This window comes from Qingrenia yutianensis (genome assembly GCF_014385105.1).
GTDB lineage: Bacteria > Bacillota > Clostridia > UMGS1810 > UMGS1810 > Qingrenia > Qingrenia yutianensis.
The window spans coordinates 1-15796 of the sequence record NZ_JACRTE010000007.1; the positions used below are offsets into that span (position 1 = coordinate 1).

Annotated in this window: 17 protein-coding genes, 1 other RNA gene and 1 riboswitch; of the genes, 12 read left to right on the forward strand and 6 right to left on the reverse strand. The window is 44.5% G+C overall.

What is annotated here, in order from left to right; genetic code table 11:
• Positions 1–346 precede the first annotated feature (346 nt).
• On the reverse strand, positions 347–610 hold the full coding sequence (rpsT, locus tag H8706_RS07125; protein ID WP_178347919.1) for a 30S ribosomal protein S20: 264 nt from the start codon (positions 608–610) through the stop codon (positions 347–349).
• Between the two features lie 144 nt (positions 611–754).
• On the opposite strand from rpsT, the gene H8706_RS07130 reads away from it, so the two are divergent.
• The 4 genes from H8706_RS07130 (at position 755) to H8706_RS07145 (ending at position 2952) form a co-directional block, all read left to right on the forward strand.
• Positions 755–1462, forward strand: coding sequence for a PHP domain-containing protein (locus H8706_RS07130; protein WP_262432078.1), 708 nt, complete (start codon positions 755–757; stop codon positions 1460–1462).
• Positions 1463–1596: 134 nt separating this feature from the next.
• Positions 1597–1719 (forward strand): hypothetical protein, encoded by a 123-nt coding sequence (locus H8706_RS07135; RefSeq protein WP_262432079.1) that lies wholly within the window; start codon positions 1597–1599, stop codon positions 1717–1719.
• A gap of 91 nt (positions 1720–1810) precedes the next feature.
• Entirely contained in the window at positions 1811–2188 is a 378-nt protein-coding gene (locus tag H8706_RS07140) for a hypothetical protein (RefSeq protein ID WP_262432080.1), read from the forward strand.
• Positions 2189–2216: 28 nt separating this feature from the next.
• Positions 2217–2332, forward strand: a riboswitch (FMN riboswitch).
• A gap of 80 nt (positions 2333–2412) precedes the next feature.
• The gene (locus tag H8706_RS07145; RefSeq protein ID WP_178347916.1) at positions 2413–2952 is read left to right on the forward strand and encodes an ECF transporter S component; all 540 of its coding nucleotides are present in this window, start codon (positions 2413–2415) and stop codon (positions 2950–2952) included.
• Positions 2953–3123: 171 nt separating this feature from the next.
• Here the strand turns inward: H8706_RS07145 and H8706_RS07150 are convergent, their stop codons facing one another.
• The 5 genes from H8706_RS07150 to galT all read right to left on the reverse strand — a co-directional run bounded on the left by H8706_RS07150 (position 3124) and on the right by galT (position 7303).
• Positions 3124–3627 carry a dihydrofolate reductase gene (locus H8706_RS07150; protein WP_262432081.1) on the reverse strand — a complete coding sequence of 168 codons (504 nt, stop codon included), beginning with the start codon at positions 3625–3627 and terminating at the stop codon, positions 3124–3126.
• 21 nt (positions 3628–3648) lie between these two features.
• On the reverse strand, positions 3649–4479 hold the full coding sequence (thyA, locus tag H8706_RS07155) for a thymidylate synthase (protein WP_262432082.1): 831 nt from the start codon (positions 4477–4479) through the stop codon (positions 3649–3651).
• A 12-nt stretch (positions 4480–4491) separates the two neighbouring features.
• Positions 4492–5076: an XTP/dITP diphosphatase gene (locus tag H8706_RS07160; RefSeq protein WP_178347913.1), complete on the reverse strand. Its 585-nt coding sequence runs from the start codon at positions 5074–5076 to the stop codon at positions 4492–4494.
• The gene (locus tag H8706_RS07165; RefSeq protein ID WP_178347912.1) at positions 5073–6257 is read right to left on the reverse strand and encodes a galactokinase; all 1185 of its coding nucleotides are present in this window, start codon (positions 6255–6257) and stop codon (positions 5073–5075) included. Before H8706_RS07165 ends, H8706_RS07160 begins: the two co-directional genes overlap by 4 nt.
• A 68-nt stretch (positions 6258–6325) precedes the next feature.
• On the reverse strand, positions 6326–7303 hold the full coding sequence (gene galT, locus H8706_RS07170; protein ID WP_262432083.1) for a galactose-1-phosphate uridylyltransferase: 978 nt from the start codon (positions 7301–7303) through the stop codon (positions 6326–6328).
• Between the two features lie 202 nt (positions 7304–7505).
• On the opposite strand from galT, the gene ylqF reads away from it, so the two are divergent.
• The 8 genes from ylqF (at position 7506) to dnaX (ending at position 15784) form a co-directional block, all read left to right on the forward strand.
• Positions 7506–8363 (forward strand): ribosome biogenesis GTPase YlqF, encoded by an 858-nt coding sequence (ylqF, locus tag H8706_RS07175; RefSeq protein WP_178347910.1) that lies wholly within the window; start codon positions 7506–7508, stop codon positions 8361–8363.
• Positions 8360–8983 carry a ribonuclease HII gene (locus tag H8706_RS07180; protein ID WP_262432084.1) on the forward strand — a complete coding sequence of 208 codons (624 nt, stop codon included), beginning with the start codon at positions 8360–8362 and terminating at the stop codon, positions 8981–8983. The genes ylqF and H8706_RS07180 overlap by 4 nt, the downstream gene beginning before the upstream one ends.
• 15 nt (positions 8984–8998) lie before the next feature.
• Positions 8999–9430, forward strand: coding sequence for a YraN family protein (locus tag H8706_RS07185; protein ID WP_262432085.1), 432 nt, complete (start codon positions 8999–9001; stop codon positions 9428–9430).
• 45 nt (positions 9431–9475) lie between these two features.
• Positions 9476–10369: a dipeptidase gene (locus H8706_RS07190; protein WP_262432086.1), complete on the forward strand. Its 894-nt coding sequence runs from the start codon at positions 9476–9478 to the stop codon at positions 10367–10369.
• 142 nt (positions 10370–10511) lie between these two features.
• Positions 10512–11702, forward strand: a complete 1191-nt coding sequence (locus H8706_RS07195) for a pyridoxal phosphate-dependent aminotransferase (RefSeq protein WP_262432087.1) — start codon at positions 10512–10514, stop codon at positions 11700–11702.
• Positions 11703–11800: 98 nt separating this feature from the next.
• On the forward strand, positions 11801–13231 hold the full coding sequence (purB, locus tag H8706_RS07200) for an adenylosuccinate lyase (RefSeq protein WP_262432088.1): 1431 nt from the start codon (positions 11801–11803) through the stop codon (positions 13229–13231).
• A 447-nt stretch (positions 13232–13678) separates the two neighbouring features.
• An RNA gene (gene ffs, locus H8706_RS07205) (signal recognition particle sRNA large type) lies at positions 13679–13944 on the forward strand.
• 52 nt (positions 13945–13996) lie between these two features.
• Positions 13997–15784: a DNA polymerase III subunit gamma/tau gene (gene dnaX / locus H8706_RS07210; RefSeq protein WP_262432089.1), complete on the forward strand. Its 1788-nt coding sequence runs from the start codon at positions 13997–13999 to the stop codon at positions 15782–15784.
• The last annotated feature ends 12 nt before the right edge of the window (positions 15785–15796 follow it).

The following is a 15796-nucleotide window of genomic DNA, read 5'->3' on the forward strand; positions in this document are numbered from 1 at the left end:
CCTGTTGTCTAAATGATTTGATTGTCGTAAGGGGTCTTGGGGTGGAACCCCAAGCCGTTTAGGGGTGCGGGGGAATCGGAACCCCCGCGCTTTTGAGGCACTTTTACTCTAAAAGTGCCCCCGCGGAGCGAAACAGTATAATATCATATTTTATGTTTTTGATATGACACGACAAATCAAAACAACAGATACAACCTTTGGGATTGCAAAGGCGCCCCTTTGCACGCGCCCCCGCAGCGCACGAAAAAAAACGGAGGATAACTCCTCCGTCCGAACACCAAAACAAACCCCTTGCACTCAAGGGGTTCATATAAACAAAATCAATTTTTGCAAAATTCACGCAAAACTACGCGATTTTCGCAAGCTTGCCTGCAAGCTGAGATTTCTTTCTCGATGCTGTGTTTTTGTGCATAACACCTTTTGCAACAGCCTGGTCGAGTTTTTTAACCGCAAGCTTGAAAGCAGCATCGGCATTAGCTTTATCAGCTTCAGCAACATATGCTTCAAAGCTCTTTATGCAAGTTTTGATATTTGTTTTAATCATCTGGTTTCTTAAAGTTTTTGTGTTTATAACTTTAACTCTTTTTTTAGCAGATTTAATATTAGGCAATGTATTTCACCTCCAACCACAATGTAACAAGCTAAAGTATAACACAATTTTTTGCAAAATGCAAGCATTTTTTAAAAAATTTTTTAAATTAGTTTATATTGACACTTTATTGCAAAATTGATACAATAGAAAAGGGTGAGAAAAATGGACGCTTTCGCTTACGATTTACACATTCACACTGCGCTTTCGCCGTGCGGCGACGAAGATATGACGCCCAACAACATTGCAAATATGGCGTATTTAAAAGGTCTTGACGTTATAGCCGTCACCGACCACAACTCCTGCCGAAACGTATCGGCGGTGCAGAAATGCGGTGCAAACGCCGGCGTTACGGTCATTCCGGGTATGGAGGTTGAAACGTCGGAGGAGGTGCATATGGTGTGCCTTTTTAAGTCGCTTGATGACGCGTACGAAATGGAGGAATACGTTCTTTCGCATCTTCCCGAAATAAAAAACAAGCCCGAAATTTTCGGCAGACAGCTTGTTATGGACGAAAACGACCAAATCACCGATATAAAGGAAAATCTTCTCATCACCGCGACTACGCTTTCGGTTTACGACGTTTTCGGCGCGGCGAAACGTATCGGCGCGGTTGTTTTTCCGGCACACATTGACAAGCAGTCGTACAGTATCATTTCAAACCTCGGTTTTATTCCGCCCGAGCTGAAATTTAAGCTTGCGGAAATCAAGGATAAATCGAAAAAAGACGAAATCGTGAAAAAACACCGTCTTGAAAATGTGAAAATTCTGCACAACAGCGACGCGCACTATCTTGAGAACATTGCCGAGCGCGAGAACTTTCTGCACGCAAAAGGCAGGGATTTGCAGTCGTTTTTTGACTGTTTAATATGAAAAACGCATATTTTTAATAAAATTGCATAAAAATTTTAAGTTTTTTAAAAAATATGTAGATTTTTCTGAAATTATATGTTAGAATATATTGTAGATTCATTTTTGATAATTAGGGAAAAGGAGGTCCCACGGCATTGGGAAGGAAAAAAAGACGCAGTGACGCGATAAATATAAGCTCCATAGAAAAGCTGGGCGTTTTTCTGGCTCTTTTAAGCATTGCGGAGCGCATCATAGTTATGATTTTATTTGAAGGCTGATACCTTGCGTTTTCCTTGATACAAATTGAAATATAAGGACTTTACAATTCATATATGTCTGTTTGCCGCCTTTGCTTTTCAGCTTGTTTTTATGCTTTCCGACCTTTCGGAATACGGATTTTTAACATACGGATATTTGACAATTTCCGACATTTTAATCGTCGTGCGGTTTGTCGTGTTTCTTCCGCTCAGCGTTTACGAGGCTTACCTGTCGGCAAAATGCAAGCGTGAGGCAGACGAGGACGACGGTACATCACGGCATCATCACCGCAGACACAAACGCGGTTTAATGTATAAAATCACGCATTTCGGAAAGCCGAAACACAGCAGTCAACATCACCGCCGCGCATACATAAAAGACAGCGACGGCAACGTTATGGACGAGGAATATTCAAAGCGCACGCAGTTTATGGACAAAGAGGCACTGCTCAAAAAGCAGGAGGAAATGCGAAAAAGCCGTGTTCATTGATATAATATTCTGTATAAAATTTAATATTAAAAAATTTCGGGGCGGAGTGAAATTCTCCACCGGCGGTTAAAGCCCGCGAGCCTTTTTGGCAGATTTGGTGCAATTCCAAAGCCGACAGTACAGTCTGGAAGAGAGAAATTTTTGTTTTTGGTGAGATTATTTTCGATTTCATTAAAAAAATTTATTCCGCCTTGGATTTTCATAAATTTAAGGGGGAATTTTTTATGACAAAAACAAGAAGAATTGCAAAAATCGGTATGCTCGCCGCGGCGGCATTTATACTGCAGGTCATCGGCACATACCTCGGAATTAAGGTCGGCGGATTTCTGGACGTTGAAATTTCGGATTTGCCGGCGCTTATCGGCGCGCTTGCGCTCGGGCCGGGCGCAGGCGTTACGATTGAGCTTGTGAAAAATATTTTGCACTGTTTTATGACAAGCACAGGATTTGTGGGCGAGGCGGCAAATTTTATCGTCAACGGAGTTTTTGTTTTCACCGCAGGAATGGTGTATAAATCGAACAAAACAAAGAAAACCGCGCTTATCGGGCTTGTTCTCGGCACACTCGCAATGAGCATTGCAGGGATTTTCGCGAATATGTTTCTTTTGCTTCCGCTCTATGTGCCCGATTGGCCGGCGGCTCAGAGGTTTAAAACCGTTTTCACGCTCATAACGCCGTTTAATATATGCAAAGGCGCGGTTCTCGCGGTTATTACAACCGTAATTTATAAGAAAATTTCGCCGATTTTGAAAGGAAGAAAATAAATAGTTTTTTACGGTTTAACGGGGCGATGCGGGCATCGCCCCCTACAATACAAATTACATTGTAAAATCATACAAAATTTTCTGATACAATTCCATACACAAATTCTCAAAATCTGCACAAAACGCAAAATATACATAAAAAATCCGTCTGCACAAACAGACGGATTTAATTTACATTTTTCTCACAAGCGTATTTTGATACGTCTTAAACACATAATTCACATTGCCGTCGGACTTAAATTCGCTCTCGTCCGCAAGGCGCCACGACGGGTTTTTCGAGATATTGTTAATCGCCCTATCCGCCTCTTTCTCGCCGTCAACCTCGGTGATATAGGCAAATTTGCAATACGGCATAAGCATATTGTAAAGGCTCTCGCCGCCGATTACAAAAATATCGTCGGTGTCGTATGCCTTGATTTTCCCGAAAAGTTCGGGAAACGAACGGCACACTATGCACCCGGGCGCGGAAAAATCCTTATTTGATGACAAAACGATGTTAATCCTGTTTGAAAGCGGTTTTCCGCCGGGCAAAGATTCAAGCGTTTTTCTGCCCATAACCACAACTTTGCCGTCTGTTTTTTCCTTAAAAAACTTCATATCTTCTTTTATGTGATACAAAAGACTGCCTTTGAAGCCAATCGACCAGTTTCTGTCCACTGCAGCAATAAGATTCATATTATGTCCTTTCAATCCCCGTCATTCAGCCACGGGAATTTTTATGTTAAACTCGTGATAATTATAATCTTTCAGCCGCACATTGTCAACAGTAAATTTATAAAAATCGTCAATATCGTCAATTTCAAACGTCGGCGCAGGCAGAGGTTCGCGCTTTATAAGCTCCTCAACAATGGGAATATGGCGGTCGTAAATATGCGCGTCGGCAATGACGTGCACAAGCTCGCCGGCAACAAGTCCCGACACCTTTGCGAACATATGCAGAAGCACAGCATACTGACATACATTCCAGTTGTTGGCAACAAGCATATCCTGCGAACGCTGATTTAATATGCCGTTTAAGCGGTTTCCCGTCACGTTAAACGTCATACTGTACGCGCACGGATACAAATTCATCTCGTGCAAATCCGCGTGATTATAGATATTCGTCATAATTCTTCGGCTTAACGGATTGTGCTTTAAATCGTACAAAACCCTGTCAACCTGGTCAAATTCGCCCTCTTTGTATTTGTGCTTAATGCCCAGCTGATAGCCGTAAGCCTTGCCGATTGAGCCGTTTTCGTCCGCCCACGCGTCCCAGATTTTGCTCTTTAAGTCGTGCGTGTTGTTGGACTTTTTCTGCCAAATCCACAAAAGCTCGTCAACGGCGGATTTAAAAAAGGTTTTCCTCAAAGTTATAACCGGAAATTCCTTTGTCAAATCATATCGGTTAACAATGCAGAATTTCTTTATCGTATGCGCCTTTTCGCCCGTGTCCGCCCAGGCGGGGCGAACGTCGTAACAAACGTCGGAAAAGCCGTTTTCCAGAATATCCTTGCAGTTTTGTATAAATCTTTCGTCCGCAATGCTCATATTTTTATCTCCTTATCTTTTGTCCGCCAAAAATTTTTTAAGCTCGCCGAGCGCCTTTGAACGGTGGCTGACAGTGTTTTTTGTGTCAAGCGGAACGTTTGCCAGCGTGGTTTTGAACTCGGGGAAATAAAACAGCGGGTCATAGCCGAAACCGCCGCCGCCGATTTCCTTTTCGAGAATGTATCCCTCGCACGTTTTTGTGAAAATGTGCTTTTCTCCGCTCGGGTAAACAATGGCAATGGAGCAGACATAACGCGCTGTGCGCTTGTCAAAAGGCACGCCCTCAAGCATAGACAAAAGCTTTGCGTTTCTGTCTTTATCTGTCGCGCCCTCGCCTGCAAAACGCGCGGAATATATTCCCGGCGCGCCGTCCAGAAAATCCACTTCAAGACCCGAATCGTCCGCGATTGTAACCTCGCCGAGGCGGTCACACACATATTTTGCCTTGATGTATGCGTTTTCCTCAAACGTTGTGCCGTTTTCCTCTATTTCGTCGTGTATTCCTGCCTCGGACATCGTTACAATATCGTATTCGGGCAGAATTTCTCTGACCTCTTTGAGCTTGCCTTTATTTGACGTTGCAAGAATAAGTTTCATTTTACTTCGTGTCCCCCGTCACCGATTTCAGATATGTAAAACGACGGTGTAAGCCCTGTTTTTGCGGTGTAGTTTTTGCCGACTTCCTCAATAAATTTATCCACCGCGCCTTCCTCGACAATGCTGACCGTACAGCCTCCGAAGCCTGCGCCCGTCATACGCGAACCGAGAACGCCGTCTATTTTGCGCGCCTCGTATGCAAGCGTGTCAAGCTCATCACCGGTAACTTCATACAGATTTTTGAGCGAATCGTGCGACTCGTTCATAAGCTTGCCGAATTTTACAATATCGCCTTTTTCCAGCGCGTCAACCGACTTTAACACCCTGTCGCACTCGCATATAACGTGTTCCACTCTTTTCTCGACAATCGGGTCGGTGATGAGATTTTTGTGCTGTATAAATTCGTCATACGAAATCTCGCCCAGGCACGTTTTTTCGGGCATTGCTTTTTTGAGCATTTCAAGCCCTCTTTCGCACTCTTCTCTGCGCTCGTTGTATTTCGACGCGCCGAGAGCGTGTTTTTTGTTTGTGTTGGTGAGAATGAGCTTTTTGCCCTCAAAATTTATGGGCGCATATTTGTAATCGAGCGTTTTGCAGTCGAGGAAAATTGCGTGGTCCTTTTTGCCCATTGCAGAGGCAAACTGGTCCATAATTCCGCATTTTACGCCGATGAAATTGTGCTCCGCCTTTTGGCTGATTTTCGCCATTTTTATCATATCAATTTCTTCGTTTATGCCGTTTTTCTCGTTTGAAAACGTTGTAAACATAACGGCTGTGGATACTTCTATCGCCGCCGACGACGAAAGTCCGCCTCCGTGGGGAACGGTGTCGTCATACAAAAGGTCTGCGCCGACAATTTCGTAACCCTCTTTTTTGAGTTCGTCCGCAACGCCGAGCTGATAGTCGCCCCATTTTATGCCCTTGTAATCCTCCAGACGGTCAATATCCGCCTCAACCACAACGTCAAGGTCGGTGGCGCGCATAACAATTTTGCTGTCATTTCTTTTGCGCGCAACGATTGTAGTTTTCATAGTGAGCGCCGCCGGGAAAACATATCCGCCGTTATAGTCGGTATGCTCGCCGATAAGGTTAACGCGCCCGGGCGATGTGAAAATTCTCAAATCGTCCTTTGTACCGCCGTAAATTTCTATAAATTTATCAATAATTTTGCAAAGTTCCATATTTTACTCCTTTGTAGGCATTATATAAATATATTATAAACCAACTTTAAGAATTTTTCAACAAAAATTTATTTATTGTCGTTTTCTGTGTATTTTTTGTGTGCCTCGCGAAGCTCTTTCGCCTTTTCCTCGGGCGCGGTGGGGTTGCAGTGCGCCCACGCACCCGTTTCGCTCGACGCGTTGAATTTCTGCTTGTCGGCACTGCGCATCGGGGGATAAAATTCAATGTGGAAGTGGCAGAAATCCGACATATCACCGCTGTTTACGGGCGACTGCTGAATACACATCATATACGGGAAAGTGTAGCCGAAAAGGTTATCCAGCGTACCTGCCGCCTCACGCACTGCCTTTGCAAGGTTTGTGCGTTCAGTATCGGTGAACTGCGAAATATTGTGTTTATGCGATTTTGACGCGATGTTTATTCCGTACGGATATGCGGAATAGAACGGCAAAAATACAACGAAATCGTCGTTTTCAAAAATAATTCTGTCTTTTGCGGAATACTCGTCCTTTAACATATCGCAGAAAAGGCAGTGACCTGTTTTGTCAAAATGCTCTTTTGACGAATTTACCTCAAGCTCGATTTTCTTGGGGATAAACGAATATCCGTAAATCTGACCGTGAGGGTGAGGCATTGTAACGCCCACAACCTCGCCTCTGTTTTCGAAAATGAAAACGTATTTGATTTTTTCGTCCGCTTTCATAGCCTCATATCGCTCGCACCAGAGGTCTACAAGCTTTCTCACGTGGTCAACCGAAAGTTCGGGCAGTGTCACGGTGTGCTCGGGCGAATACAAAATTACCTCGCATTTGCCGTAGGACGGCGCGGTTTTGTAAATTTCGGTTGCAACGTCGTCGGGCACGGGCGGATTTTGTGAAAGCGCAGGAAAATCGTTGTCGTATTCGTACACGTCGAAGCGGTCGGGCACCTTTCCCGAACCGGGGCAGAACGGACACCAGTCTTTAGGCATCTGCGGTCTGTTCTGACGGTGCGACGCAATCATTACCCAGTCTTTTGTAAGGGGGTTAAATCTTAATTCAGCCATTTTTAAAAACTCCTTTATAACATAAAATATTTTTAAAGTTATTATATCCCACATAATTATATACCTTTTTTATTATACAGCAAATAGAATTATTGAGCGTATTATTGTTAAAAATATGTCACATAATAACATATTTTTGCATATTTGACAAATCGGGCGGAATAAAATATAATATTAGTATAATTTTGATTAGGAGATTTTTATGAATATACAATGGTTTCCGGGGCATATGACAAAAACTATGCGCCTTATCGAAGAAAACATAAAATCGGTGGATATTGTGGTCGAAATTCTCGACGCGCGGATACCGAGAAGCAGTAAAAATCCGCAGATTGACGCGCTTATCGGCGATAAAAAACGGCTTGTGGTGCTCAACAAATCCGACATTGCGGACAGATTAGAAACCGAAAAATGGCTGAAATATTTTGAGAAAAACGGCATTTCGGCTATGGCGGTAAGCTCGGTTCAGGGCAAAAATTTGAACAGCGTTTTGGAAAAATGCCGTGATATTTTGTCCGACAAAATCGAGGCGTGGAAATCGCGCGGAATTGTGAACCGTTCGCTTAAAATGATGATTGTCGGCGTGCCGAACGTCGGAAAATCGTCGTTCATCAACAAGCTTGCCAACAAAAAAAGCGCAAAAACGGGCGACAAACCGGGCATTACGCGCGGAAAACAGTGGGTGCGCATTGCGAGCGGATTTGAGCTTTTGGACACCCCGGGCGTTTTGTGGCCAAAATTCGACGACCAAACCGTGGGTATGCGGCTTGCGTTCACCGGCGCGGTGAAGGATGAAATTATGGACGTTGAGGAACTTGCAATGCACCTCTTGGAACTTTTGCGCGAAAATTATCCCAATTCGCTCACCGAGCGTTACAAAATGACAGATTTTGAAAATCTCGGCGGTTATGAAATGCTTGAACTTTTGGGAAGAAAGCGCGGATTTGTGGTGTCGGGCGGAGAAATCGATACACTGCGCGCGGCGAATGTGCTTTTGGACGAATTCCGCGCGGCAACGCTCGGAAAAATAACGCTGGACAAAGTGGGTGAACAGGAATGAAAACCGAAAAAATGTGCGGTTTTGATAATCTTGAATACGAAAAAAAATACTGGGAAAACGGCTTTGTATACGTCGCGGGCGCGGACGAGGCAGGCAGAGGTCCGCTTGCCGGACCTGTTTATGCGGCGGCGGTGATTTTTCCCAAAGACATACAAATCGACGGTTTGACCGACTCGAAAAAGCTTTCGGAAAAAAAGCGCGATTACTATTTCGACGTGATAAAAGAGAAGGCAACCGCATATTCAATCGCGTCGGTCGACGAGAAAATTATCGACGAAATAAACATCTTGAACGCGGCGCATCTTGCCTTTAAAAAGGCAGTTGAGGGGCTCAACCCCGCGCCCGAGCTTGCGCTTATCGACGGCAACAGTATGAAAAATCTGCCCTGCCCGTTTGAGCTTATCGTAAAGGGCGACCAAAAGAGCCTCACCGTTGCGGCGGCGTCGGTTCTGGCAAAGGTTTCGCGTGACAGATTTATGGACAAAATTGACAAAGAATATCCGCAGTATATGTTTTCAAAGCACAAGGGCTACGGCACAAAACTGCACTACGAAATGCTTGAAAAATACGGTGCCTGCCCGTATCACAGGCAGAGTTTCAGGCTTTTTAAAAATCAGTGACAGAGGGTTTTAAACTTGAACAATATTGACATTTTGGATAAAAACAAATCGGACAAATCCAGCTCGGACAAATTCAGCAAAAAAGCATTCGGCAAATTCGGCGAGGATACGGCGTCGCACTATCTGACGCTTCGTTTTTACAAAATTCTCGAGCGCAACTACCGCAAGCGGAATGCGGAGGTGGACATTATTGCGCAAAAGGGCAAAACGCTCTGTTTTGTCGAGGTGAAAACGCGCTCAAACGACAAATTCGGCACACCTGGCGAGGCGGTGGATTTCAAAAAACAGCAGAAAATCATTCTCGGCGCGCAAAACTATCTTGCACAAACAAACTGGCAGGGCGAGGTTCGTTTTGACGTTGCGGAGGTGTATGCGCGCAAGACGAAATTCGGCTTTAAAACGCACAAAATCAACTACATAAAAAACGCGTTTGACAATTCCGATTAAAATTTTTGCAAAAATTTTTATGATTTTTATAAGGTTGTGATTATTATGAAATATGAAATTTTCGACGCACACTGCGACACCGCATTAAAGCTTTATTTTGACGGCAAAAACCTTTATGACAGTGACTGTATGGTGAGCGCAAAAAAGTGCGAAAATTATAAAAAAGCAACATACACAATGGCAATTTTCAACGATAAAAGCTTAAAATGCGCTGATATTTTTGCGATTATCGAAAAAATCAAAGCCGAAACAAAAGCTTTAAAACACACAAATTTTGACACCGTTATTGCAGTTGAGGGACTGGGAAACACACCCGATTTGGCGCTTGCTGACGTTGAAAAGCTTGCAAAATCGGGCGTCAGAATTATGAGCCTCACCTGGAACGACGACACACCGTTGTGCGGAGGAGTCGGCTATCCGAAAGGCGAGGGCGCGGAGGGCAACACAAAGGGTCTTACCGCGCTCGGCAAAGAATATTTGAAAGAATTTGAGAAAAACGGCATAATTCTTGACACGTCGCACATCAGCGACAAAGGATTTTATGACATTCTGGAAAATTTCGGCGGAAAAGTGTGCACCACGCACTCAAATTCGCGCGCGGTTTGTTCGTACAAACGGAATTTAACCGACGATATGTTTATAAACCTCAAAAACCGCGGAGGCGTTGCCGGCATAAACCTCTGCCCCGATTTTTTGAATGACACGGGGGTTGCGTCAAGCGACGACGCGGTGCGCCACATTGAGCATTTTATGGCGCTCGGCGGTGAGAACAACATCGGTATCGGCGCGGATTTTGACGGCATCGACTCAACTCCTTCCGACATTCCGGACTGCGGATTTCTTTACGTTTTGTTCGACAAGCTCCTTGCCCTCAATTACAGTGAGGATATTATCAACAAAATTTCACATCAAAACTTTGAAAAAATGTTGAAAATATAATAAATTTGCAAAATTTTGAATTTTATCATCAAAAAACTTGCATTTTTCGTGTGTTTATGATAGGATAAAACAGTAATGCAACGCAAAAATGAAATTTTTGCAATAAAAATTATTCAGTATTATAAACGGAGGCAGGTTAAAAATGTATCTTTCCGAGAAGTTTTTGAGCATTTCGCCGTCACCGACACTGTCGATTGACGCGAAATTCAAGCAGATGAAAAAGGACGGTCTTGACGTTGTGGGTTTCGGTGCGGGCGAACCCGATTTTGACACGCCCAAGCACATAAAAGACGCGGCTATCAAGGCAATTTTGGATGGCAAAACAAAATACACGCCGGCTTCCGGTATGCCCGAACTGAAAAAAGCGGTCTGTCAGAAATTTATGCGCGACAATTCGCTTTATTACGAGCCTAATCAGATTGTGGTTTCAAACGGCGCGAAACACTCGCTTGTAAACGTTTTCGGCGCAATTTTAAACGAGGGCGACGAGGTTATTATCCCTGCGCCTTACTGGGTGAGCTACCCCGAAATTGTGAAAATCAATTCGGGCGTTCCCGTCACGGTTTACGCGTCGGAGGACAACGATTTTAAGGTTACTCCCGAGCAGATTGAGGAGAAAATCACCGAAAAAACGCGCGCAATCGTGCTGAACAGTCCGAGCAATCCGACGGGTATGGTTTATACAAAGGAAGAACTTGAAAAAATCGCGGAAATCGCATTAAAGCACAGCTTGTATATCGTTTCGGACGAGATTTACGAGCATCTTATATATGAAGGAAAACATTTTTCAATCGCGCAGATAAGCGACGAGGTGAAAGACATCACGATTATCGTGAACGGCGTATCAAAAACCTACGCTATGACGGGCTGGAGAATAGGCTACACCGCGTCAAATCCGACCATTGCAAAGGTTATGTCAAACGTGCAGAGCCACGCGACGTCCAACCCCAACACAATCGCGCAGATTGCCGCAATAGAGGCGCTTAACGGTCCGCAGGAGGAGCTTGGCGCTATGGTTGCGGAGTTTGCAAAAAGGCGCAATTATATGGCGGACAGAATTAACAAAATCGAGGGCGTTTCGTGCATAAAACCTCACGGTTCGTTCTATATAATGATGAATATCAAAAACATTCTCGGCAAAAAGCTGAACGGAAAAACCATTCATTCGGCGGACGAATTTGCCGAAATGCTCTTGGACGACAAGCTGGTTGCGGTTGTTCCCGGCACAGGTTTTGAGGCGCCCGATTATGTGAGATGGTCGTATGCAACGAGTATGGAAAACATCAAAGAGGGTCTTGACAGGCTGGAGAAATTTTTGTCCGAATTGGAATAAATTTTTGAAAAAAGGCGGGACGGTGTGGTCACCGTCCCCTGCAACATATTACGCAAAAAAACATTCACGGTTGTTAAAAATACATATGAGGTGATATTTTGAATAACATTTACGAAAGTCCGCTCAACACGCGCTACGCAAGCGATGAAATGAAAGAAATTTTTTCGCCCGACAGAAAATTCAAAACGTGGCGCAGGCTTTGGATTGCACTTGCAAAATCGGAAAAAGCGCTCGGTTTGAACATCACCGACGAGCAGATTGCCGAAATGGAAAAATTTAAAGACGATATAAACTACGACGTTGCAAAGGCGCGCGAAAAAGAGGTTCGCCACGACGTTATGTCGCACGTGTATGCGTACGGCGTGCAATGCCCCAAGGCAAAGGCGATTATCCATCTCGGCGCAACAAGCTGTTACGTCGGCGACAACACCGATATTATCATTATGACGGAGGGTTTAAAGCTTATCCGCAAAAAGCTTGTCAACGTTATTTACCGTCTTAAAATTTTTGCGGACGAATACAAAAATCTCCCCACGCTCGGCTTTACGCATTTTCAGCCGGCACAGCTCACCACCGTCGGCAAGCGCGCGTGTCTATGGATTCAGGAGCTTTTGATGGACTTGGAGGACGTGGAATATCAGCTTTCAAAGGCGAAACTTTTAGGCTCGAAAGGCACGACCGGTACACAAGCAAGCTTTTTGGAGCTTTTTGACGGCGACCACGAAAAGGTTAAAAAACTTGACGAAATGATAACGAAAGAAATGGGGTTTGACGCGTATTTTCCCGTTTCGGGACAGACGTATTCAAGAAAACTCGATTCGCAGTTTTTAAACGTTTTAAGCTCAATCGCGCAGAGTGCGTATAAATTCAGCAACGACTTGAGGCTTCTCCAGCATCTCAAAGAGGTGGAGGAACCGTTTGAAAAGAGTCAAATCGGCTCGTCGGCAATGGCATACAAACGCAATCCTATGCGTTCGGAAAGAATTTCGTCGCTCGCGCGTTACGTCATCGCAAACAGTATAAATCCTGCCATTACCGCGTCAACGCAGTGGTTTGAAAGAACACTCGACGACTCGGCGAACAAGCGCATTTCCGTTCCCGAAAGTTTTCTTGCGGCGGACGCGATTTTGAACATTTATCTCAACGTTGCGGCGGGAATGGTGGCTTATCCGAAAGTTATCGAACAGCACATTTTGAAGGAACTTCCGTTTATGGCGACCGAAAACATTATGATGCAGGCGGTTAAAAACGGCGGTGACAGACAGGAACTGCACGAAAAAATAAGAATACATTCAATGGCGGCGGCGAGAGTTGTCAAAGAAGAGGGCAAAGAAAACGACCTTATCGAGAGAATTGTTAAGGACGAAAGTTTCAACCTCAATCTCGACGACATAAACGCGGTTCTCAAACCCGAAAATTTCATCGGCAGAGCGAAAGAGCAGACCGAAGAATTTTTGAGAGATTACGTTTCGCCCGTTTTGGATAAATATAAAGACGTTCTCGGCGAAGAAGCGGAATTATCGGTGTGATGGGAAAAAGACGGTGTTAGCCGCTCCTCAATAAGAAAGCATTGGTTTTGAAGCCGTATTTTAAATTCATACTACGTCAAAAACCTGCCATATGCGTCAGCATAACGGCAGGTTTTATTTCTTGTCTGAATTGTAAAATCCGATATTCAAAACTGCTCCGCACCTTAAAAACAAGATTTTTTGATGAATTTCAAGGCAAAAAAGTGAGTAATCCTGACGGATTGCGAGCTTTTTTAACGCAGAAAGGCGCGAAAAATATGTTTTTAAGGCAATGTTGTCTTATCGAGGAGTGGCTTTAGCCGTCTTTTTTGTTTTTCGGCAACAAAACAAAACGGGGCGATGCAGGTATCGCCCGCGACCCGTGAAATAAATTTCTTCACAATACGGCAAAAAATAAATAAAAAATATCTTGAAAAATGAAAGAATTTATAGTATAATAAAAATCGGTCGTACAACCGGGGCGGTAGCGGTGCCCTGTACTTGCAATCCGCTATAGCAAGGGTTATGTCTTTTATGAGGGTTATTCTTTGTGCGGTCTTGCGCATTGCAAGTGGTGTTGAGAGCAAGGTCTTACGCAATACACAGCTGTGAACCCGGTCAGGTGGGGAACCAAGCAGCCGTAAGCAGTTTTGCTGTATGTGCCGTAAGCGCTCCTTGTTTGAGCTAACTGCAATGCAGCGCGCGGAAAGATAATTCGAATTTAAGACGTACGGCCTTTATTTTTGCATTTTTATTGTTTTTTATAATAAAAAAGGAGGTTTTCACGTGGCATACAAGGCATTATACAGAAAATGGCGTCCGCTCACCTTTGACGACGTTATCGGTCAGACGCACATAACAAAAACTCTCAAAAACGAGATTGCCGAAAACCGTCTTGCTCACGCGTACCTCTTTACCGGCACGCGCGGAACGGGCAAAACGTCTACGGCAAAAATTTTAAGCCGTGCCATAAACTGCGAGCACCCTGTTGACAGCAACCCGTGCAACGAATGTGAAATCTGCAAGGGAATTTTAAACGAAACTGTGATGGATATTATCGAAATCGACGCCGCGTCAAACACGGGCGTTGACAATATCCGTTCGATTATAGAACAGGTGCAGTATACCCCGACGGTGGCAAAATACAAGGTTTATATCATTGACGAGGTGCATATGCTTTCACAGGGCGCGTTCAACGCACTTTTGAAAACGCTTGAAGAACCGCCCAAACACGTTGTTTTTATTCTTGCAACGACGGAAGTTCACAAAATCCCGGCTACGATTTTGTCGCGGTGTCAGCGGTTCGATTTCAAAACCATTTCGCCGTCCGACATAACAAGCCGAATTAAAACCATTCTCGAGGGCGAAAACGTGACCGCGGAGGACTCGGCAATCGAATATGTGGCGTATCTTGCAAACGGCTCAATGCGCGATTCTTTGAGTATTCTCGACCAGTGCCTTGCGTTTAAGCACGACAATCTCACCTATGACGACACGGTGGAAATTCTCGGCGGTCTTGATGACGCGTCGCTGCTTGACATTGCCGATTTTGTCGGCAAAAGCGACGCAAAAGGCGCAATCGGCGCGTTTTATAAAATTCTCGACACGGGCAAAAACATTGACGATTTTGCCGTGCGCGCGCTGGATATTTTTGCGCAGATTATGGTTTGTTCGGTAACGGGCGCGCCGAGCGGCGACGGAAACGCCGAACGGAACGGCAGAATTTTGTCGATTTCAAAAAATTTCACGCACGAACATATTATGTTTTGCATAAATGTTTTGAATGAGCTTGTGAGCAATTTAAAATTTACCAAAAACGCGAAAACGCTTATAGAAGTTGCAATCACGCGTATGAGCGAGCCGGACTTATGCACAGGCGCCGACGCACTTTTGGACAGGATAAAACGTCTTGAAGAAAAGGTCGCGTCTATATCGTCGGGAAATTTTGTGCCCGTTTCAGACACGCAAAGTTTGACGTCACAGGACGGAAAATCGACTGAAAGCACGGAAGTTAAACCCGAAAACCATTCCCGTCCGTCCGACCTCCCTCCGTGGGAGGACGCACCGCAAAACAGTGCAAATTTGCAAGATGAATTTTCCGAAAATTCAAATTCACCCGATTTTGAACCTGCGAAACTAACGGAAAACGCGCAAATTCCGAGCGAGGCAAGCGAACCTGAAAACAGCGGGGAAATTCCCGGGGAAAAGGCGCAAAATCAGACAAACAAAAACGCGTCGCTCAAAAAAATCTCCGCGTCGTGGGGCGAGGTTATAAACCGCGCGATAAAAGACGGTGAGCTGACGGTGTATTTTGCGCTAAAAGACACCTCCGTGCTGGACGGCAACGGCATTTTGACGATAAAAGTCCAGGACGAGGAAAAACGCGCGACAATTCTTACAAACAAAGAAAAAATAAGAGAATTTATTATAAAAATTTTCGGCACAAAAGTTGATATAAAAGCCGAGGTTTCGGGCAAAACGCCCACAAAAAAGGACACCACGGCAGAAGTTTTTGACAAATTGGACGAATTTTCAAAAAAATTTCCACAAAATTTTACCTCCGAACGGCAATAATATTGTTGTTGT